The sequence below is a fragment of the Flavobacterium sp. GT3R68 genome, assembly GCF_007109225.1.
Taxonomy (GTDB): Bacteria; Bacteroidota; Bacteroidia; order Flavobacteriales; family Flavobacteriaceae; genus Flavobacterium.
Genome location: NZ_VJZK01000001.1, coordinates 762,002 through 782,697, shown reverse-complemented (window position 1 = coordinate 782,697; position 20,696 = coordinate 762,002). Strand labels below are relative to the sequence as shown.

Sequence of the window (20,696 nt, the reverse complement as noted above, 5' to 3'; positions counted from 1 at the left end):
TATGGTTTTAATCACAGGCGCTACAGGTTTGGTCGGTTCGCATTTAGCACTTCATCTGATTGAGAATGGGGAATCGGTTCGTGCTATTTACAGAAACCCCGCATCGCTGAGCAAAATAAAATCTCTTTTTCAACTTTATAAAAAAGAAAATCTGTTTGAAAAAATCGAATGGATTCAGGCCGATATTACTGATGTGCCGTCATTAGAACGGACATTTGACAACATTGATTATGTCTATCATTGTGCCGCATTGATTTCCTTTGATCCAAAAGACGAGATAAATCTCCGAAAAATTAACATCGAAGGAACGGCAAACATTGTCAATTTTTCGCTTGTTCATAACATAAAAAAACTGTGTTTTGTTAGTTCCATTGCGGCCTTAGGCGATTTGAAAGAATCCGAAAACATTGTCAATGAAGAAACCGAATGGAATCCGGAGAAACCCCATAGTGATTATGCCATTTCCAAGTATGGCGCTGAAATGGAAATTTGGCGCGGACAACAAGAAGGCCTTCAGGTTGGCGTAATTAATCCGGGGGTAATTCTTGGTCCGGGCTTTTGGGATAATGGGAGTGGTGAAGTTTTTAGGGCTGTAGCCAAAGGATTGCCTTTCTACACCGACGGTTCTACCGGATTTGTGGCAGTTTCAGATGTAGTGGCGTTTTTAGTGCAATTGATGAAAAGTGAAATCAATGGCGACCGATTTATTGTTATCTCCGAGAATATCCCTTTTAGAGAAACCCTTAATACCATTGCCGATGGGTTGAAAGTAAAAAGACCTCGGTTATACGCTCCGTTTTGGCTGACGGAACTCGCCTGGAGAGTGGATTGGCTGCTATCGAATGTTTTTGGGCAAAAAACAAAATTTTCAAAAGATACCGCTAGAGCATCACATGCCTCAGTTTTATACTCCAATGAAAAAGCAAAGAAGATTTTTAGATTTCCCTTCCAGGAGATAAAAACCTATATCCCAAAAGTTATTGTTTTGCAAACACAATCCCAAAAATATTAACGTACAATTTGCTCGTCGGATTTTTTATTAGGATTACCCAATTGTTCCTCCATTCTTCTCCCTACCTCATCGTATATTTTCTTGTACTTCTTAATATCGGTAGCATAGTAACGGTCATTTTGAGCAAACTGAAGACTGTCGATCTTATACTTCTTGTAAATATACTCGTTTGGATTAATCCCGTGTGCATCCAAAGAAGCCGGATTTTGTGATTTTATCGCGTCGAGAATGGCCAAATCGTAAATAATATCCACCATTACATCCTCTTCAATAAGGTTGTCTGGTTTTTCAACCGCTGATTTCTGACAGCCGGCAAAAAAAGAAAAGAGTATAATTAAGGTTATAAGTTTTTTCATGATTCGATTTTATTAACGGTCAAACATCAATCGTTTTCCACACTGAACATCCTTCACCTGGAAATTATGATACACCAATTGTCCATTTACAAAAGTATGCGTTATTCTGGAAGTAAAGGTAAATTCTTCGAATGGGGACCAACCACATTTGGAAAGAATGTTTTCTTTTTTAACGCTCCACGGCAAACCTGGATTGACAATGGCTAAATCCGCATAAAAACCTTCTTTTATAAAACCTCTTTTTTCAATTTTGAATATCTTCGCGGGATTATGTGCCATTTTTTCCACGATCTTCTCCACTGAAATCTTTCCCTGATGATGCGCTTCAAACATCGCCACTACGGCATGTTGCACCAGCGGACCTCCGGAAGGTGCTTTCAAATAGGATTGCTGTTTTTCTTCCAAAGTATGAGGAGCATGGTCGGTGGCAATCACATCGATTCGGTCGTCAAGCAACGCTTCCCATAACGCCTGACGGTCTTCTGCAGTTTTTACCGCAGGATTCCATTTGATGAAATTCCCCTTAGTATCGTAATCGGCATTGGTGAACCATAAATGATGCACACAAACTTCAGCCGTAATTTTCTTTTCTTCCAACGGAATTTTGTTGGTGAATAGTTCCATTTCTTTTGCGGTAGAAAGATGAAAGACATGAAGTCGAGCACCCGTTTTTTTAGCCAAAGCAATAGCTTTCGAAGACGAAATAAAACACGCTTCAGCGCTACGAATCAGATGATGAACCTGCACCGGAACGTCGTCTCCATATTGTGCTTTGTAGGTTTCAAGATTATTCATAATTGTTTGTTCATCCTCACAATGCACCGCAATCAGCATCGGGGTACTTGAAAATATCCGTTCCAGCGTAGCTTCATTATCGACCAGCATATTTCCGGTAGAGGAGCCTAAAAATATTTTAATTCCCGCTACATTCTTAGGATTGGTTTTCAAAACTTCCTCCAAGTTATCATTGGTCGCTCCCATCATAAAAGAATAATTCGCGTATGATTTTTGGGCAGCAATCTGGTATTTTTCTTCCAGAATCTCCTGGGTCACCGCATTCGGTACCGTGTTAGGCTGTTCGATAAAAGAAGTAATTCCTCCGGCAACGGCAGCACGGGATTCGGATGCAATATCGCCTTTATGCGTTAACCCGGGCTCCCTGAAATGCACCTGGTCATCGATAGCACCGGGAATCAGGTAATTTCCTTCGGCATCTATAATTTTACAATCACCGGATTTAGCACTGATGCTCTCGGCGATTTCAACTATAAATTCGTTCTCTATTAAAACGTCGCCTTCGAATATCGTTCCTTCGTTGACAATTTTAGCATTCTTGATTAAAACCGTATTCATCTTCTCTCCTTCTTATAATCGATTAAAAAACTTTCTGATTCGGAGTGAAATAACTCCAAAAACAGCCTCTTTGATAATGGCATTGCTCATTTTGGATTCCCCTTTGGTTCTGTCGGTGAAAATAATCGGGACTTCAATTATTCGGAATTTTCCAATAAAGGCGCGGTATTTCATTTCAATCTGGAACGCGTATCCTATAAATTTTATTTTTTCCAGATTAATGGTTTCAAGGACATGTCTTTTGTAACACATGAATCCCGCAGTCGCATCATGGATTTTCATTCCGGTAATCATCTTCACATAAAAAGAGGCAAAATACGACATCAGTACCCTGCTTAAAGGCCAATTAACCACATTTACCCCGGTAATATATCGGGAACCTATCGCCACATCGGCACCGTTAAATTTACAGGCATTGTATAATTTTTCAAGATCCTGGGGATTATGGGAAAAATCCGCGTCCATCTCAAATATAAATTCATATTTACGGGACAGAGCCCATTGGAACCCATGTACATATGCTGTACCTAATCCCGCCTTTTTTTCTCTTTTTTCCAAAAACAAACGGGAATCAAATTCTTCTTGTAGCGCCAGGACTTTTTCACCCGTCTGATCAGGGGAATTATCATCGACAATCAGTATGTCAAATGATTTATGCAGGGAAAATACCGCTCTGATGATACTTTCAATATTTTCAATTTCGTTATAGGTAGGGATTATAACAACACTGTCGCTCATAAGGGTCTGAATTTCTTCACAAAAATAAACTTTTTATATTTGACGATTCATAAAATTATAATAAATGAAAGCAATAAAAATTTAGTAATTTTGTACCGCTATGATTGAAAACGTACTTCATCCACGGATAATTGAAAATAAAGACTGGGCAACCATTTTATTTGTCGTTGCGTTTGCTTTGATTGCTGTTGCCAAATCCATTTTCGAAAACCGGTTTACAGAATTTTCACGATTACTGGTATCAGACAAATACATCAAAATTTACAGGGACACCAGCCACCTGATGAGCTGGTTCAATATCACGCTGTTTATTGTTCAATTGATCTCGTTCGCGTTCTTCATCCAGTTGTTGCTGTATTATTTTGCAGGTGTCCCTAAAACCGACTGGCTTATATTTATCCAAATCTTCACCTTTATAACCGTTTTTATCTTATCGAAGTATCTGATAGAAAAAATTATTGCGACATCCTTTAATATAGAGGAATTTACCGAACAGTTCAATTTACAGAAAGTGAGTTACCGCACCTATATCGGTTTACTCATTTTACCGATCAATACTATCCTGTATTACAATGATAATCCGTCAAAAACGCTAATTATCAGTTTAATTATTATTGTATTGACAATAAATCTATGGACGTATCTCGTTTCTTTGAAGAATTACCAAAATTTAATATTCAGCAAGATATTTTATTTTATTTTGTATCTTTGCGCACTTGAAATAGCGCCCTACTATTTTATGTACTATTGGTTTACAAAAAGTTAGCATTTTAGAAAAAGTCAAATATGAAAGTGAAAACGATTTTGGTGTCACAGCCTGAGCCTAAAGTAGAGAACTCTCCTTACTTCGAGCTTCAACAAAAGCATAAAATAAAAATTGATTTCAGGCCTTTTATTCACGTTGAAGGAGTCAATGCGAAAGACATTAGACTACAGAAAATCGATATCAATAACTATACTGCGATTATCTTGACCAGTAAGAATGCAGTCGATCATTTTTTCCGTGTAGCTGAAGAAATGCGTTACAAAGTTCCGGAGGGTTTAAAATATTTTTGCCAATCGGAAGCTATTGCGTTTTACCTACAGAAATATGTGGTATACCGCAAAAGGAAGATATATGTAGGCCAGAAAGATTTTGTCGATTTATCTCCATTGATAAAAAAGTATAAGGACGAAAAATTCCTTTTACCGGCTTCTGACCAATTGAATGCCGAAGCGCCAATTACACTGAACAATTTAAAAGTAGATTGGACCCAAGCTGTTTTTTACAAAACAGTAATGAGCGACTTGTCTGACTTAGCAGATGTGTATTATGATGTATTGGCATTTTTCAGTCCAACAGGAATCAAATCATTGTTCATGAATTTTCCGGATTTCGAACAAAACAATACCCGTATTGCTGTGTTTGGAAGTACAACACAAAAAGAAGCCTTGGAACACGGATTACGCGTGGACATTATGGCTCCGTCACCAGAAGCACCTTCAATGACTATGGCTCTGGAAAAATACATTGCAAAAGCAAATAAAGAAATCAAAGAACCAAAGGAGACCAAAGAAACCAAGGAAGCAAAAAAATAGATCTATAGAAACAAAAATTACTTTATATAAAAAAAGGCTTTCAAAATTTGAAAGCCTTTTTTATTCTAAATTGACACGCAATGTGCTTTTTATGGATTTCATAAATTCATTAAACATGGAATTTTATAAATATATCTATTACAATGTATACAAGTCTAGTAAAAAGGTTAATGCAACGCCGGAAATTTCCGTTATAGGCCTTATCTCACATTGCCAAATTAATAATTTACTTACTGTATTAAATTTACTTTTCTTTTTTACTCGTACTAATGATAATTATGATATCCCAAAATGTTATTTAGTAGGTATTATAGTTTTATTTGCTGCAAATTATTATTACTATGAGTCAAGAAATAATAAAAGAGGAATTATTGAAAATCACAATTATAATTTAGGCAAATACACATTTCTTTGTTATGTATATTTAGGATTATCAGTCTTTTTAGCTGGTTTTACTTACTATATTTATAAAGAATGGTAATTACTCCTAATTAAATAAAAAAAGAGCCTTTCTTACGAAAGGCTCTTTTTAATATATTTGAACTTAAATTACAACTGAGGGCCAGCTTTCAATAAGTTTTTACCTTCTTCATTATCCGTATACTGCGCAAAGTTTTTGATAAATAATTGCGCTAAATCAGTAGCTTTTGCAGTCCATTCAGATGCATCAACATAGGTAGTTCTAGGGTCTAAAATATCAGTACTTACTCCTTCCAAAGAAGTAGGCACTTCCAGATTAAAGATTGGAACGATGTGCGTTTCCGCATTTTCTAATGAGCCATCCAGAATTCTGTCGATGATAGCTCGGGTATCTTTAATCGAAATACGTTTTCCGGTACCATTCCAACCCGTGTTAACCATGTAGGCGGTGGCGTAGTGCTCTTCCATTTTCTTAACCAATTCCTTACCATATTGTGTTGGGTGCAAGCATAAGAATGCTTTACCAAAACACGCAGAGAAAGTTGGTTCCGGCTTGGTAACTCCACGTTCCGTTCCAGCTAATTTTGCTGTAAATCCGGAAAGGAAAAAATATTTAGTCTGCTCTGCAGTCAGCTTAGAAACAGGAGGCATTACACCAAAAGCATCTGCCGTAAGGAAAATCACTTTCGAAGCATGACCCGCTTTTGATACGGGTTTTACAATATTGTGAATATGATTGATTGGGTACGAAACACGTGTGTTTTGGGTAACCGAACCGTCCGTGAAGTCAATTTTTCCATTGGCATCAAGAGTTACGTTTTCCAATAAGGCATCTCGACGAATAGCACCATAGATGTCCGGTTCATTTTCCTTGCTTAAATCGATAGTTTTTGCATAGCAGCCACCTTCAAAATTAAAAACCCCTTCATCATCCCATCCATGTTCATCATCTCCGATCAATTCTCTTTTCGGATCAGTTGACAAAGTTGTTTTTCCTGTACCTGACAGTCCGAAGAAAACAGCAACATCACCATCTTTTCCTTTATTTGCCGAACAATGCATTGAAGCCATTCCTTTTAATGGCAAGTAGTAGTTCATCATCGCGAACAACCCCTTTTTCATTTCACCACCATACCAGGTTCCACCAATAATTTGGATTTTTTCCGTAAGGTTAAATGCAATATATACTTCCGAATTCAATCCGTGAGCTGCATAATCCTTGAAAGTTGTTTTTGAACCATTCATTACAATGAAATCCGGTTCGCCAAAGTTTTCCAATTCAGCTTCCGTCGGACGGATAAACATATTTTTTACAAAATGAGCCTGCCAGGCCACTTCCATAATGAAACGTACTTTCAGACGGGAGTTTTCATTGGCGCCGCAAAAGGCATCAACAACATATAATTTTTTGCCAGATAGCTGTTTAACTGTAGTCGCTTTTAACGCATTCCAGGTATCTTGCGATATTGCTTTATTATCATTCACAGCTTTATCAGAAGTCCACCAAATTGTATCTTTCGTTACAGCATCTTCAACAATATATTTGTCTTTTGGAGATCTTCCCGTAAACACCCCAGTCATTACATTAACAGCGCCAAGCTCTGATAATTGTCCTTTTTCAAAACCTTCTAAATCAGGGTTTAATTCTTCATTATACAAGTAATCAAATGACGGGTTGTAAATAATCTCAACCGTATCATTGATACCATACTTTTCTAATGAAATTGTTTTCGTAACATTCATAACTAATAATTGTTGTTGTGTTATTATTGTATTCTTGTTAATAGTCTGCCATATTTTTACCTTTCGGCAAAGCAATAAAGAACGCAAAAGTAAAAATTAAATTTCAGATATATTTTATTTAGAACAACATTATGCCTTTTTCTTGATAACATTCATAAATAATACGAACCATGCCAATATAAGTAACACCCCCCCAATAGGCGTAACAATCCCAATAGCCCTAAAATCAAAAGCAGTTAATCTATTGGTAGCCAACAGATAAATAGAACCAGAAAAGAAAATCACCCCTGTTACTGTTAAATACAAAATGGTATTTCTGGCTTTATCACTAATGATGTTTACCGTTCCCAAAAAAAGGAGGAAAAGAGCATGATACATTTGGTATTTTACACCTGTTTCAAAGGTGTTTAATTCTTCTATGCTCAGTACTTCTTTTAATTTATGGGCCCCGAAAGCCCCTAAAATAATGGCCATCATCCCCATTACTGTCGATGCGAGTATAATTTTTCTATTCATTTGCTGTAATTGGTGAAATAGTATACAAAAATATGCGTTATCAAATGAAATCTGTTCACTTTGTTGAATTTTTTGCAGTATGCCCGTGAAAAATAATATTACATTTGTACATCAAAAATCCTAAAAAATAATGAGGAAATTACTTTTTACGCTGAGTCTTTCTTTCAGTTTTATCTTCGGATACTCCCAAATTAAACCCAATGAAAAACTGGTGTATGCCGCTTCCTATAATATGAGTGGTTTAATGACCCATTTAGCGCAGGTTTCGATGACCACCGAAGCCATGAAAACTTCAAAAAACAGTTTTCTGCATTTGAGTTGTGAGGCAGCCACGTTTAGCAAATGGGATACTTTTTTCAAAATCAGGGATTTGTATGAATCTTACGTCGATCCTTCTACCCTCAAACCAAGTCTTTATAAAAGAAGCATCAACGAAGGAGGTTATACAAAAGCTGAAAAATACGTTTTTAAAGGCAGCACTATTATCAGCACCACCAAACGAAAAAACAAACCCGAAACCAAAAGAACGGTAAAAATCGGGAATTCAACCCAGGATATTGTTTCGATAATTTACAAACTGCGAACGGTTGATTTCCAGAATTTCAAACCTGGTCAAACCAAATCGTTTACCATTGTTTTTGATGAGAAAGAAATTCCGGTTATCGTTAAATTCATGGGTAAAGAAACTGTTTCTGCCGGGAATTTAGGCAAAAAAGAGTGTTATAAAATTTCAATTGCCGCTAAAACAGATGCGTTAAAAGGAACCGACAAAAATTTAATCTGGCTGACCGCCGATACCAAAAAAATCCCCGCATTAATTAAATTCAGTATTCCTGTAGGAACCGGACAATTAACCTTATCCCAGGCCACTGGAATCTAACTATACCACATCATGAGAAAATTATTTATTGTTTTGGCATCCTTTTTTACGGTTTTAGGAATCATATTCACCATTCTTCCATTGGGAACGATTGCCTTAATACCTATTGCATTAGCCCTGCTCTTCGCATTACTTGTCCTTATAAAGTCAGAAGCCACCCAGAAAAAATTTCCGATAATGTTGCTAATTTTATCTGCATTGACATTATTCATTGTTATTGGAAGAGAAGCATTTGTAAAAGATGAAGTGATTGTCGATACACAATTTGACCAGAAAAAAATAGAGTCCAAAACAGAAGCCAAGAAAGATTTGGAAGAACTGGAAGGTATGTAGTAGAATTTTCCTACGCAACAGCGTTTATGGCTCTGATTTTTTAATTGAAGTCGCTTTTATAATTTTTTAGTTTTGAAAAATATAACAAATCCATACCTTTGTGTTACATTACTAACATCATGAGAAATATTCTAATTATAGGCGCCGGCCGATCCGCTTCCTCTTTAATAAAATACCTGTTAAACAAGTCTGTTGAAGAAAACCTTCATCTTACCATAGCCGATTTATCTTTGGAACTTGCACAGCGAAAAACAAAAAATCACCCAAATGCTACCGCTATTGCCTTGGATATTTTTGATTCCGCCCAAAGACAAGCCCAAATTGAAAAAGCCGATATTGTAATATCCATGCTTCCGGCGCACCTACATATAGAAATTGCTAAAGATTGTATCGTGTATAAAAAACATATGGTAACAGCCTCTTATGTTAGCGAAGCAATGCAGGCTCTCGATGCGGCAGCAAAAGAAAACAACCTGGTTTTCATGAATGAAATTGGGCTCGATCCCGGGATAGACCATATGAGCGCAATGAAAATCATTGATGAAGTACAAGATCAGGGCGGTAAAATGATTTTATTCGAATCTTTCTGCGGCGGCTTGGTGGCTCCGGAATCAGACAATAACCTGTGGAATTATAAATTCACCTGGGCACCAAGGAACGTGGTCTTAGCCGGACAAGGCGGTGCTGCTAAATTCATTCAGGAAGGAACCTACAAATACATTCCTTACCATAAATTATTCCGTAGAACCGAATTTATGGAAGTCGAAGGCTACGGCCGATTCGAAGGCTATGCCAACCGCGATTCGTTAAAATACAGAAGCGTATATGGCTTGGATGATGTACTGACTTTGTATCGCGGTACACTACGAAGGGTTGGTTTTTCAAAAGCCTGGGATATGTTTGTGCAATTGGGAATGACAGACGACAGCTATATTATCGACGATAGCGAAACGATGAGCTATAGAGGGTTCGTTAATTTATTCCTGCCATACCATCCAACGGATTCTGTCGAAATCAAGTTACGCCATGTTCTGAAAATCGATCAGGACGACGTGATGTGGGACAAATTGGTGGAACTGGACCTTTTCAATGCCAACAAAATTGTAGGTTTGAAAGATGCGACACCAGCTCAGATTTTGGAAAAAATCCTGACCGACAGTTGGACTCTGCAACCCGAAGATAAGGACATGATTGTCATGTACCACAAGTTCGGATTTGAAATCGACGGAGTAAAAAAACAAATAGACTCCAAAATGGTATGCCTTGGCGATGACCAAACGTATACGGCGATGGCAAAAACGGTTGGATTACCGGTAGCCATGGCTACATTGCAAATCCTGAACGGAAACATCAAAACTCCCGGCGTACAACTACCTATCAACCGCGAAGTCTATTTGCCAATATTGAAAGAACTGGAAGAGTTTGGCGTCGTATTTCACGAGAAGGAAATGCATTACGAAGGCTATAATCCGAATATGGTTCTGGCATAATTTGGAGCAAATCCTGCTGTCCGCTGTATCTGCGCAAAAAAAGCGCAGGATGCCGCTTCCATCAGGGCTAAAAATAAAAAAAACCGCTATTTCAATTAAAATAGCGGTTTTTTAGTATTTTTACTTTCCAACTGTTAGCAAGGAGCTCCATTACACTTACAAATTATAACATGAAAATTAACGCCCACACCGTAGAAATTGACGGCATCGACAAGGAAATTCTGCGATATCTGATGGAAGACGCCCGAAAACCGATTCTCCAGATTGCCAATAAAATTGGGATATCGGGAGCGGCAATTCACCAGCGATTGCGCAAACTCGAGCAATCCCAGGTGATATCCGGGTCCAAATTCATGGTCAACATCAAAGTTTTGGGTTACAGCACAATGGCGTTTGTGGGCATTTATCTGGATAAGGCAGCCCGTAATCCGGAAACAGTAAGAGAATTGAAGAAAATTCCCGAAGTACTAGAATGCCATTACACGACCGGTAACTGGTCAATCCTTATCAAAATCATCTGCAGGGATAACGAACATCTGATGCAGTTGCTGAATACAAAAATCCAGGCCATCGAAGGCGTATCGCGCACGGAAACTTTCATTTCTTTGGATCAGCAGATTGAACGCCAGATCCAATTATAAAGTGAATGAATTAATTTTAGTAGGAATAGGCTGTCATTCAGATATTTAAATCATATATTTCATCGGTTTTCGCTTTTATTTTGAATAAAAACGTTTTATATTAGCGATAGTTTAAAAAGCTGAAGAAAAATACCACCTATGACAACACCCTTTAGACTTTACCCCAATGAGGAATTCAAGGAAGTCTCCACTGAAAAACCCCTCAAATTCCGCTATGCCATTTCGAATTATGGCCGATTCGTCAGCTTCACAGAACGTTTAGATGACGGCAAATTATTATTGGGCGGAATCGCTGACGGCTATCGGATATTCCGTTATGCGTATCGGGAAGATGGCAAATTAATCCATAAATACCATTTCTTTTATAAAATGGTTGCCCAATACTTTATTCCTAAAAGATCCGAAGATCAGACCTATGTGCTGCATTTGGATTATGTCCGGGATAATGACCATGTGCGCAACCTACAATGGGCCACCCGCCAGGAAATGCTGGACCACAGCAGAAAGAGTCCACACGTGATATTGGCGAAAGCAAAATTACTGGAACACAATATCAAAGCGGACGGAAAAAAACTGACGGCCACCAAGGTAATCCTGATCAAAAAATTACTCCAGAATCCGGATCGTAAAACCCGTTTGAAAATGATTGCCAAACAATTCAACATCAGTGAAACCCACCTGAAAAGAATTGAAAGAGGCGAGAACTGGGGACATATCAAAGTATAGCGCAATCCAACCTGACGTTTCATCTCATAGCCCCGATAACAGCGGCATCCCACGCCTTTTTGCGTGGATAAAGCGGATAGCGGGAATATGATTTATCGAAAAAGCCCGGCCTTTTTGTTCCAAAAAAAAATCCGCAACTTTCGAAGCGGATTTTTTATTGTTATTTCAGAAAATTATCGTCTGTTCATATATACCGACACATAATATAGCAACGTCGCAATTGACCCAATAGCTGCAACCACATAGGTTCGGGCGGCCCATGTCAGGGAATCCTTGGCACCGGCATGTTCATCGCGTGTCAGCATGTTTTTGTTTTCCAGCCACGCCAGCGCACGTTTACTCGCATCGTATTCTACCGGCAACGTAATTACCGAAAACAATGTAGTGGCAGCGAAAATCACGATTCCAACCAACAACAGCGATGGAAAGGTTCGCATCATTAAAATCCCGGCAATCAGGATCCATTGTACATAATTTGAGGCTACACTTACAACAGGCACTAACTTTGAACGCATTTCCAGCCAACTGTAGGCTGTAGCATGTTGTACCGCGTGACCACATTCGTGGGCAGCAACCGCTGCCGCTGCTGCGTTTTTTTGGTTATAGACCGCTTCACTCAAATTGACCGTTTTATCGGCCGGATTGTAATGATCCGTTAATCGTCCCGGTGTAGAAATAACTCTTACATCACGGATTCCGTGGTCGGCAAGCATTTTTTCGGCGATTTCGGCGCCACTCATTCCGTTTTGCAATTGCACTTTGGAATATTTTTCAAATTTGTTTTTCAGACGGTTGCTGACCATCCAACTGAATAACATGATTAAACCTGCTAATATCAAATACATAATTGTTTCTTTTTAATATAAAGTTACTAAACTACATCAAATTACAAGCCAGTTATTGTAACTGCAATTTTGTCACTACCCCACCAGATTGATGATTTTTCCGGGAACGATAATCACTTTGTTTGGCGTTCTACCTTCCAATTGCTTCTGCGTTCTTTCGTCTTTCATGATGATTTCCTCAATTTGCGCAACGGTCAGGTCCAAAGGTAATTCGATTGTGAAACGCATTTTCCCATTAAAGGACACCGGATATTCTTTGCTGCTTTCTACTAAATGTTGCGGGTCGAATCCCGGGAAATCCACGGTTGAAATCGAACCGGCATTCCCCAACTGTTTCCATAATTCCTCCGCAATGTGCGGGGCATACGGCGAAATTAAAACTGCTAACGGTTCCAATATGGCACGTTCGTGGCAATTCTGGCTTGTCAATTCATTGACACAAATCATAAACTGGCTCACGGAGGTATTGAAAGAGAAATTCTCTATATCCTCATTTACTTTTTTGATGGTTTTGTTCAGGGATTTCAAGCTGTCTTTTGATGGTGCGTTGTTCGCTACAATCAAGCCATTATCATCAAAATACAAACGCCATAGTTTTTTCAGGAATCCGAAAACACCGGTAATTCCGGCTGTATTCCATGGCTTTGCCTGTTCCAATGGTCCGAGAAACATTTCATACAAACGCAACGTATCGGCTCCGTATTCGTTACAGATATCATCCGGAGTTACGACATTGTATTTTGACTTGGACATTTTTTCGACCTCGCGTCCTACGATGTATTTTCCAGATTCTTCGGTGATGAATTCCGCATTCGCGTAATCTTCCCTCCATTTTTTGAATTTTTCAACATCCAATTCATCCGAGGAGTTTACAAAAGAAACATCTACGTGAATAGGCTGTACTTTTTGTTCTGCAATTTTATTTTTAGAGATATATGTATTAGTACCCTCAAGCCTATAAACAAACGCACTCATTCCCAAAATCATTCCCTGATTGATCAGTTTTTTGAATGGTTCTTCGGTGGGTGCAAATCCTTTGTCTTTTAAAAATTTGTTCCAAAAACGGGAATACAACAAGTGCCCGGTTGCATGTTCGCTTCCGCCAATGTACAAATCGACATTTTGCCAATAATCCAAAGCTTCCTTGCTGGCAAATTCGGTTTCGTTGTGTGCATCCATATAACGCATCCAATACCAGGAGCTTCCCGCCCAACCCGGCATCGTGTTCAGTTCTAACGGATGAATCGTTTGGTTATTAATCAAATCGTTGCTGACCACTTGATTGGTTTTAGTATCCCAGGCCCAAACGGTCGCATTTCCCAATGGCGGCTGTCCGTCTTCGGTGGGTAAGTATTTCTCCACTTCTGGCAAGGCGATTGGTAAATGTTTCGCGGAAATCATTTGCGGCAATCCATTGACATAAAACACCGGAAACGGTTCACCCCAATAGCGTTGACGGGAAAACACCGCGTCACGCAAACGGTAATTGGTTTTTCCCTGTCCGTGGTTTATTTTTTCTAGTTCTGCAATAACTTTTTTGGTCGCTTCCTTGTAATTCAGTCCGTTCAGGAAATCGGAATTGGCCAATATCACATTGTCTTTGGATCCGAAGGCTTCTTTTGAAATATCGACATTAGCAAATATGTTTTTGATCGCCGGCATTCCGTTTTGTCCATTGAAGAAATTGGCAAACGCATAATCTCTCTCATCTCCGCAAGGCACCGCCATAACTGCTCCGGTTCCATAACCAGCAAGCACATAATCCCCAATCCAGATTGGAATCGGTTCCTTGGTGAATGGATGCTCCGCGTAGGCTCCGGTGAACACTCCGGAAATCGTTTTTACGTCGGCCATACGTTCGCGTTCGGAACGTTTAGCTGTAGCAGTAATATAATTTTCAATTTCTTGTTTCTGTTCCGGTGTGGTGATTTTAGAAACCAATTCGTGTTCCGGCGCCAATGTTATAAACGTTGCTCCGAAAATTGTATCGGGACGCGTGGTGAAAACGTCTATTTTAGATCCCTCGACTGCGCTCGGGATGACATTATTTACGTTCGGGATGACATTAAATGAAACGGTGGCCCCAACAGATTTTCCTATCCAGTTTCTCTGACTTTCTTTTAAAGCTTCGGTCCAGTCGATGGTTTCCAATCCTTGCAGAAGGCGCTCCGCATATGCAGAAATACGCATGCTCCATTGTGTCATTTTCTTGCGAATAACCGGATGTCCGCCTCGTTCTGAAACTCCATTGACGATTTCGTCATTTGCCAAAACGGTACCCAATCCGGGACACCAGTTCACTTCAGTTTCGGCTAAAAAGGTCAGTCGGTAAAGTAATAGGATTTTTTGTTGCTGCTCGGATGTGAAGTTATTCCATTCCGTTGCAGAAAATGTTGGAATATTGTCATCGCAAACCGCATTGACTTCCGCATTTCCCCTGTCTTCGAAAACCGCGATTAAGGTGTCGATATCTTCGGCCTTATCGGACGTTTTGTTGTACCAGGAATTGAACAATTGGATGAAAATCCACTGTGTATATTTATAATAATCGGCGTTGGAAGTGCGCACTTCCCTGCTCCAATCAAATGAAAATCCTATTTTATCGAGTTGCTCGCGGTAACGGGCAATATTTTCTTTGGTGGTTTTATCCGGGTGCTGACCCGTTTGGATCGCATATTGCTCGGCGGGCAATCCGAAACTGTCATACCCCTGCGGATGCAATACATTGAAACCTTTGTGGCGTTTGAAACGCGCATAGATATCGGAAGCGATATAACCCAACGGATGACCTACATGCAGACCAGCTCCGGATGGATAAGGAAACATGTCCAATACATAATATTTGGGTTTATCGGAATGGTTTTGTGCTGCAAAAGTTTGATTTTCTGCCCAATATTTCTGCCACGTGGCTTCTACTTTATTCGGAATGTATTTCATGCGATATTTTATCTATTTTTTTAAAGGCTTATGCGAAATAATGACTGTTTTTGGGTTTAAAATAAACAAGCGAAAGCTTTCATCCTTTAGCCCCGATGGAAGCAGGTATCCCACGCTTTCTTTTTGCGTGGATACTGCGTACAGCGGGAATGGCAACAGTAAAAAAGTCATAATTTTCTGCTCCTTCAGACAAAAAGCCATTCAAGCGGACAAATTTACATTTATTGTACGAAAATTGAAACTTTGAGCGTTATTAAGTTCATATAAAGAAATACTTTATTATTTTTACCCAATAATTACAATACAATATGAGTTCTTCTTACGATAAGTTTCAAAAACGCAGGTTAATTTCGTCTTATTTTTCGGTGGTACTGAGTGTATTCTTAGTACTTTTTTTATTGGGAATTTTGGGCTTGTTTGTCCTGAATTCCAAAAAATTATCGGATGATTTCAAAGAAGAAATTGCGATGACCGTGTTTTTCAGAAATGAGGCGAACGACAGTATTTTAAGGGCTTTTGGCACTGAACTGAAAGAGGCCAAGTATGTAAAATCCAGTGTTTTTGTGAATAAGGACGATGCTGCCAAACAGCATACCGATATTATTGGCGAGGATTTCATGACCTTTTTGGGAACGAATCCATTGCAAAACTCTTATGACATTCACCTGAAAGCTGATTACATCGTATCGGACAGCATCAGAAAAATCGAAAGCCGCCTGAGAGCCAATGAAATGGTTTCGGATATTGTGTATGACAAACAATTGGTGAATTTGGTCAATGACAACATCAGAAAAGTGAGTCTGTGGATATTGATCAGCAGCGCTTTCCTGACTTTGGTAGCCGTTTTATTGATTAACAGCTCGATGCGCCTTTCGATATATTCGCACCGTTTTATTATAAAAACCATGCAGATGGTTGGGGCAACAAAATCATTTATCAGAAAACCCTTTATCTGGAGAAGCATTAAATTAGGAATATTAGGTTCCGTTTTGGCGGTTATCGCATTGATTGCCACCTTGCTTTACCTGGACAATAATTATCCGAATTTGGGTATTTTAGAAGAGAAATTAATGATTGGCTTAGTATTATTGGGTGTAGTGGGTGTAGGGATTTTAATCACCTGGCTCAGTACCTATTTTGCGACACAGCGCTTTTTGAATTTGAGAACTGACGATTTGTATTAGTCGCAGCTTTTTTAAAATTACTTATAAAACATGAAAACAAACAATAAACAACAGCCTGACTTTCTTTTTGAAAAAGTTAATTATAAAATTCTCTTAATCGGTTTGGGTGTCATTATTTTGGGATTTATCCTGATGTCCGGGGGCGGAAGCGATGATCCAAAAGTTTTCAACGAATCGGTTTTCGATTTCAGAAGAATCCGCTTGGCACCAACCACCGTGCTGATTGGTTTCGGAATTACCATCTATTCCATTTTTAAAAACCCGAAAAAATAACGAATGGATTTTTTTGAAGCGGTTATTCTCGCCATCATTGAAGGGCTGACCGAATACTTACCGATTTCCTCCACGGGACACATGATATTTGCGAGTTCGTATTTTGGAATCCAAAATGATGATTTCGTAAAGTTATTCCAGGTTTCGATACAGTTCGGAGCCATCCTTGCAGTTGTTGCATTATACTGGAGAAAGTTTTTCGATTTTTCAAAATTCAACTTTTACATCAAACTGGCTTGTGCCGTTATTCCGGCTTTGGTTTTAGGGAAATTATTTGACGATAAAATTGAAGCGATTCTCGGAGACCCAATCCCGATAGCAATTGTTCTGATTCTTGGAGGTGTGGTATTGCTTTTTATTGACAGCAGATTCCAAAATCCAACAGTCACCGTAGAAGAAGATATTACCCTTAAAAAAGCAATTGCCATTGGATTCTGGCAATGCCTGGCCATGATGCCCGGAACAAGTCGTTCAGCAGCCTCCATTATTGGCGGTATGCAGCAGGGACTTACCCGTCAGGCAGCAGCGGAGTTCTCGTTCTTTTTGGCAGTGCCGACGATGTTGGCCGTAACGATGTATTCCGTGTTTTTGAAAACATACGAAACCTCTCAATTGAAAGGCTATGAGTTGCTTTTGCAATCCAATGACAATATTAAAATGTTTTTACTTGGAAATGTAATTGCCTTTATAGTGGCTGTTATAGCTATTAAATTCTTCATTGGAATTATCAAGCAATATGGTTTCAGACCTTGGGGATGGTACCGAATTGTTGTTGGAATTTTTCTTGTCATTTACTTCACTTACCTTAAATAAAATTCCCTTGATATTAGCCGAGCAGTTCCAGGACGGACAAATTTTATTGATTGACAAACCTTTGCATTGGACATCCTTTCAGGCTGTCAATAAAATGAAGTGGGCTTTGAAAAGCAAGCTGGGTTTGAAGAAAATCAAAATAGGCCACGCAGGAACTTTAGATCCGTTAGCTTCCGGTTTGTTATTGGTGTGCACCGGAAAATTCACCAAGAGAATTGCAGAACTTCAGGGACAGGCAAAAGAATATACCGGAACTTTTTATATCGGTGCCACGACGCCTTCGTATGACCTGGAAACCGAAATTGACCAGACTTTCCCAACCGAACATATTGACGAGACTTTGATCCGTGAATCGACCAAACAATTTTTAGGCGAAATAGACCAGAAACCTCCTATTTTTTCTGCTATCAAAAAAGATGGAAAACGATTATACGAACATGCCAGAGCAGGTGAAGAAGTAGAGATTGCCCACAGAAAAACCACAATACATGAATTCGAAATCACCCGGATTGCACTTCCTGAAGTTGATTTTAGGGTGGTCTGCAGCAAAGGGACGTATATCCGTTCGCTGGCGTATGATTTTGGAAAGGCAATGAATTCCGGTTCTCATTTAATCGTTTTGAGACGGACCAAAATTGGTGATTATGATGTGAAAAACGCGATGGATGTGACGTTGTTTGAAGACAGCTTGGTTACTCCTCCAAGTCCAGCATCAGAGTAACCAATTCGAGTTGCGTGCTTAATCCTTTATCGTGCAGATACCATAATTGTAATTCGGTTTTGGCAGTTTCATCCACCAAACCAAATTCAGCTTTATAATTTTTAATGAGTTCTGTTGCCCCTTTTGGTCTTGGTCCCCAGTTGCCTTCCACATTTAATGTATTCTTATCTAAAACGATTAGTTTCGGGATTGATTTGGAACCATTGGTCAAAAACTGATTCATCAAATCTTCATTTTCATCTCGGAAGACAATCTTCACTTCAATTTTATTGCTAACAGAAGCCATTTTATGAAATATGGGCAACAATTGCGCCGCATCACCACACCAGCCTTCTGCAATAACTACCCATATGTATTCGTTTTTAAGCGATTCCAGTTTTTGTTGTATTTCAAGAGGTACCAAAATCGTTTTTTCCAATCGGTTCATTCTCGTTTCGTTAAGCGTACTGTAATTGGTCAGCGCCTCTGACTGGTCATTCCCGGAAGATTTTCCTTCGAGTAATAAATCAGAAACAATCTTTCGGTATCCGGAATACGAATAAGAATTCAGCAGGGATTTGGCAATGATGGTTTTCATAAGTGGATAAATGATTACTACAAATTTAGCGCTTTAAAAGAAAATAGCCGATTTTGTACTCGTAAAATGCACCAAATAAAAAAGGGTTGAACAACAGTTAATCTGAGGATTTACCTTAAAATCATATTTTTTAAAAACTATATTTTAAAAAAACAGAATATGTCTATATTTGCATACGCAATTATGCATCCATACAACAAACAGTACCACTGATGAAATACAAAAGAATTCTTCTAAAATTAAGCGGCGAGGCATTGATGGGCGATCTGCAATATGGAATTGATCCGAAGAGATTAGCCGAGTATGCAGAAGAAATCAAAAAAATTCATCAAGAAGGTGTTGAAATTGCCATTGTAATTGGCGGTGGAAATATTTTCAGGGGTGTTGCCGGAGCTAGCAACGGTATGGACCGAGTTCAGGGGGATTACATGGGGATGCTGGCGACAGTGATTAACGGCATGGCCTTGCAAGGTGCTTTGGAAGACAAAGGAATGTTGACCCGTTTGCAGACTGCGTTAAAAATTGAGGCTATTGCCGAGCCTTACATAAAAAGAAGAGCGGTACGTCATCTTGAAAAAGGGCGAATTGTTATTTTTGGTGCCGGAACCGGAAATCCTTACTTCACAACCGATACTGCTGCCGTTTTACGTGGTGTAGAAATCCATGCTGACGTAATTTTGAAAGGAACCCGTGTGGATGGTATTTATACTTCCGATCCGGAAAAAGATGCCAACGCCATCAAGTTTGATACGATTTCATTTGAAGACGTAATCAAAAAAGGATTGAATGTGATGGACAGTACAGCCTTCACCTTAAGCCAGGAAAATAAATTGCCTATCATTGTTTTTGATATGAACAAAGAAAGCAATTTATTGAAAATCTGTAAGGGAGAAAATATCGGAACTGTAGTTAACGTATAAAAAAATAGATTATTGGTTTCCAATTTGATGAAAACCAAATTATCAAAATCAAATAATTCGAAAAAATGACCGAGGAAATTGAATTTATATTGGACAGTGCTAAAGAATCAATGACTGGTTCTATTGCCCATTTAGAAAAAGAATTTTTAAACATTCGTGCAGGGAAAGCATCTCCGGCAATGTTGGGAAGCGTATTTGTGGATTATTACGGATCACAAACCCCGCTTGCTCAGATATCCAATTTGAATGTGCCTGATGCGAGAACCATTACGATTCAACCTTACGAAAAAAACATGCTGCACCCGATCGAGAAAGCGATTATGGTTGCCAATATCGGTTTCAACCCGATGAACAATGGGGATGTGATCATCATCAGCGTGCCGCCATTAACGGAAGATCGTCGTCGTGATTTAGTGAAGCAAGCGAAATCAGAAGCAGAAGATGCTAAAATTGGTATTCGAAACGTTCGAAAAGATGCCAATACCGACATCAAAAAATTAGAAAAAGACGGTACTTCTGAAGACATCTGCAAAAGCGCAGAAGAGGAAGTCCAAAATCTGACTAATAGTTTTATTAGAAAAGTGGAGGAATTGCTGGCTGTTAAAGAAGCCGAAATCATGAAAGTATAAAGAGCAATCTT

23 protein-coding genes are annotated in these 20,696 nt (G+C 39.0%); 15 read left to right on the top strand and 8 right to left on the bottom strand.

What is annotated here, in order from left to right; genetic code table 11:
• Position 1 precedes the first annotated feature (1 nt).
• Positions 2-1,012: an NAD-dependent epimerase/dehydratase family protein gene (locus FNW07_RS03365; protein ID WP_126744066.1), complete on the top strand. Its 1,011-nt coding sequence runs from the start codon at positions 2-4 to the stop codon at positions 1,010-1,012.
• Here FNW07_RS03365 and FNW07_RS03360 read toward each other — a convergent pair.
• From FNW07_RS03360 to FNW07_RS03350, 3 genes are read right to left on the bottom strand one after another with little or no spacing between them, the layout of a single operon-like run.
• On the bottom strand, positions 1,009-1,368 hold the full coding sequence (locus FNW07_RS03360) for a DUF4296 domain-containing protein (protein WP_126744065.1): 360 nt from the start codon (positions 1,366-1,368) through the stop codon (positions 1,009-1,011). The genes FNW07_RS03365 and FNW07_RS03360 overlap by 4 nt on opposite strands.
• Before the next feature lie 12 nt (positions 1,369-1,380).
• Positions 1,381-2,721: a dihydroorotase gene (locus FNW07_RS03355; protein WP_126744064.1), complete on the bottom strand. Its 1,341-nt coding sequence runs from the start codon at positions 2,719-2,721 to the stop codon at positions 1,381-1,383.
• A gap of 12 nt (positions 2,722-2,733) precedes the next feature.
• A complete protein-coding gene (locus FNW07_RS03350; protein WP_126744063.1) occupies positions 2,734-3,459 on the bottom strand; it encodes a polyprenol monophosphomannose synthase in 726 nt (241 codons plus the stop codon).
• 100 nt (positions 3,460-3,559) lie between these two features.
• On the opposite strand from FNW07_RS03350, the gene FNW07_RS03345 reads away from it, so the two are divergent.
• The 3 genes from FNW07_RS03345 (at position 3,560) to FNW07_RS03335 (ending at position 5,518) form a co-directional block, all read left to right on the top strand.
• On the top strand, positions 3,560-4,225 hold the full coding sequence (locus FNW07_RS03345) for a DUF4271 domain-containing protein (RefSeq protein WP_126744062.1): 666 nt from the start codon (positions 3,560-3,562) through the stop codon (positions 4,223-4,225).
• 20 nt (positions 4,226-4,245) lie between these two features.
• Complete coding sequence (locus FNW07_RS03340) at positions 4,246-5,037, top strand: uroporphyrinogen-III synthase (RefSeq protein WP_126744061.1); 792 nt, start codon at positions 4,246-4,248, stop codon at positions 5,035-5,037.
• A gap of 115 nt (positions 5,038-5,152) precedes the next feature.
• Positions 5,153-5,518 carry a hypothetical protein gene (locus tag FNW07_RS03335; RefSeq protein ID WP_126744060.1) on the top strand — a complete coding sequence of 122 codons (366 nt, stop codon included), beginning with the start codon at positions 5,153-5,155 and terminating at the stop codon, positions 5,516-5,518.
• Between the two features lie 68 nt (positions 5,519-5,586).
• Here the strand turns inward: FNW07_RS03335 and pckA are convergent, their stop codons facing one another.
• Positions 5,587-7,200: a phosphoenolpyruvate carboxykinase (ATP) gene (gene pckA, locus FNW07_RS03330; protein WP_126744059.1), complete on the bottom strand. Its 1,614-nt coding sequence runs from the start codon at positions 7,198-7,200 to the stop codon at positions 5,587-5,589.
• A gap of 129 nt (positions 7,201-7,329) precedes the next feature.
• Complete coding sequence (locus tag FNW07_RS03325) at positions 7,330-7,716, bottom strand: DUF423 domain-containing protein (RefSeq protein ID WP_126744058.1); 387 nt, start codon at positions 7,714-7,716, stop codon at positions 7,330-7,332.
• Between the two features lie 130 nt (positions 7,717-7,846).
• Between FNW07_RS03325 and FNW07_RS03320 the strand changes: the two genes are divergently transcribed.
• The 5 genes from FNW07_RS03320 (at position 7,847) to FNW07_RS03300 (ending at position 11,786) form a co-directional block, all read left to right on the top strand.
• A complete protein-coding gene (locus FNW07_RS03320; protein WP_126744057.1) occupies positions 7,847-8,596 on the top strand; it encodes a DUF3108 domain-containing protein in 750 nt (249 codons plus the stop codon).
• Between the two features lie 12 nt (positions 8,597-8,608).
• On the top strand, positions 8,609-8,929 hold the full coding sequence (locus FNW07_RS03315; protein WP_126744056.1) for a hypothetical protein: 321 nt from the start codon (positions 8,609-8,611) through the stop codon (positions 8,927-8,929).
• Positions 8,930-9,048: 119 nt separating this feature from the next.
• A complete protein-coding gene (locus tag FNW07_RS03310; protein WP_126744055.1) occupies positions 9,049-10,419 on the top strand; it encodes a saccharopine dehydrogenase family protein in 1,371 nt (456 codons plus the stop codon).
• 170 nt (positions 10,420-10,589) lie between these two features.
• Positions 10,590-11,060, top strand: coding sequence for an Lrp/AsnC family transcriptional regulator (locus FNW07_RS03305; protein WP_126744054.1), 471 nt, complete (start codon positions 10,590-10,592; stop codon positions 11,058-11,060).
• 138 nt (positions 11,061-11,198) lie between these two features.
• Positions 11,199-11,786 (top strand): NUMOD4 domain-containing protein, encoded by a 588-nt coding sequence (locus FNW07_RS03300; protein WP_126744053.1) that lies wholly within the window; start codon positions 11,199-11,201, stop codon positions 11,784-11,786.
• Between the two features lie 173 nt (positions 11,787-11,959).
• Here FNW07_RS03300 and FNW07_RS03295 read toward each other — a convergent pair whose 3' ends face one another.
• Positions 11,960-12,631, bottom strand: a complete 672-nt coding sequence (locus tag FNW07_RS03295; RefSeq protein WP_126744052.1) for a zinc metallopeptidase — start codon at positions 12,629-12,631, stop codon at positions 11,960-11,962.
• A 75-nt stretch (positions 12,632-12,706) separates the two neighbouring features.
• Positions 12,707-15,568, bottom strand: a complete 2,862-nt coding sequence (leuS, locus tag FNW07_RS03290; RefSeq protein ID WP_126744051.1) for a leucine--tRNA ligase — start codon at positions 15,566-15,568, stop codon at positions 12,707-12,709.
• Positions 15,569-15,876: 308 nt separating this feature from the next.
• On the opposite strand from leuS, the gene FNW07_RS03285 reads away from it, so the two are divergent.
• From FNW07_RS03285 to truB, 4 genes are read left to right on the top strand one after another with little or no spacing between them, the layout of a single operon-like run.
• Positions 15,877-16,752: an ABC transporter permease gene (locus FNW07_RS03285; RefSeq protein ID WP_126744050.1), complete on the top strand. Its 876-nt coding sequence runs from the start codon at positions 15,877-15,879 to the stop codon at positions 16,750-16,752.
• A 30-nt stretch (positions 16,753-16,782) separates the two neighbouring features.
• Entirely contained in the window at positions 16,783-17,025 is a 243-nt protein-coding gene (locus FNW07_RS03280) for a DUF3098 domain-containing protein (RefSeq protein ID WP_126744049.1), read from the top strand.
• A 3-nt stretch (positions 17,026-17,028) separates the two neighbouring features.
• Positions 17,029-17,838: an undecaprenyl-diphosphate phosphatase gene (locus tag FNW07_RS03275; RefSeq protein WP_126744048.1), complete on the top strand. Its 810-nt coding sequence runs from the start codon at positions 17,029-17,031 to the stop codon at positions 17,836-17,838.
• A complete protein-coding gene (gene truB, locus FNW07_RS03270; protein ID WP_126744047.1) occupies positions 17,762-18,559 on the top strand; it encodes a tRNA pseudouridine(55) synthase TruB in 798 nt (265 codons plus the stop codon). The genes FNW07_RS03275 and truB overlap by 77 nt, the downstream gene beginning before the upstream one ends.
• Here the strand turns inward: truB and FNW07_RS03265 are convergent.
• The gene (locus FNW07_RS03265; protein ID WP_126744046.1) at positions 18,531-19,136 is read right to left on the bottom strand and encodes a thioredoxin family protein; all 606 of its coding nucleotides are present in this window, start codon (positions 19,134-19,136) and stop codon (positions 18,531-18,533) included. The two genes, truB and FNW07_RS03265, sit on opposite strands and share 29 nt — an antisense overlap.
• A gap of 212 nt (positions 19,137-19,348) precedes the next feature.
• Here FNW07_RS03265 and pyrH point away from each other — a divergent pair, with 212 nt between their 5' ends.
• Together pyrH and frr are read left to right on the top strand one after the other, a co-directional pair.
• Positions 19,349-20,056: a UMP kinase gene (gene pyrH, locus FNW07_RS03260; protein WP_126744045.1), complete on the top strand. Its 708-nt coding sequence runs from the start codon at positions 19,349-19,351 to the stop codon at positions 20,054-20,056.
• A 65-nt stretch (positions 20,057-20,121) separates the two neighbouring features.
• Positions 20,122-20,685: a ribosome recycling factor gene (frr, locus tag FNW07_RS03255; RefSeq protein WP_126744044.1), complete on the top strand. Its 564-nt coding sequence runs from the start codon at positions 20,122-20,124 to the stop codon at positions 20,683-20,685.
• The last annotated feature ends 11 nt before the right edge of the window (positions 20,686-20,696 follow it).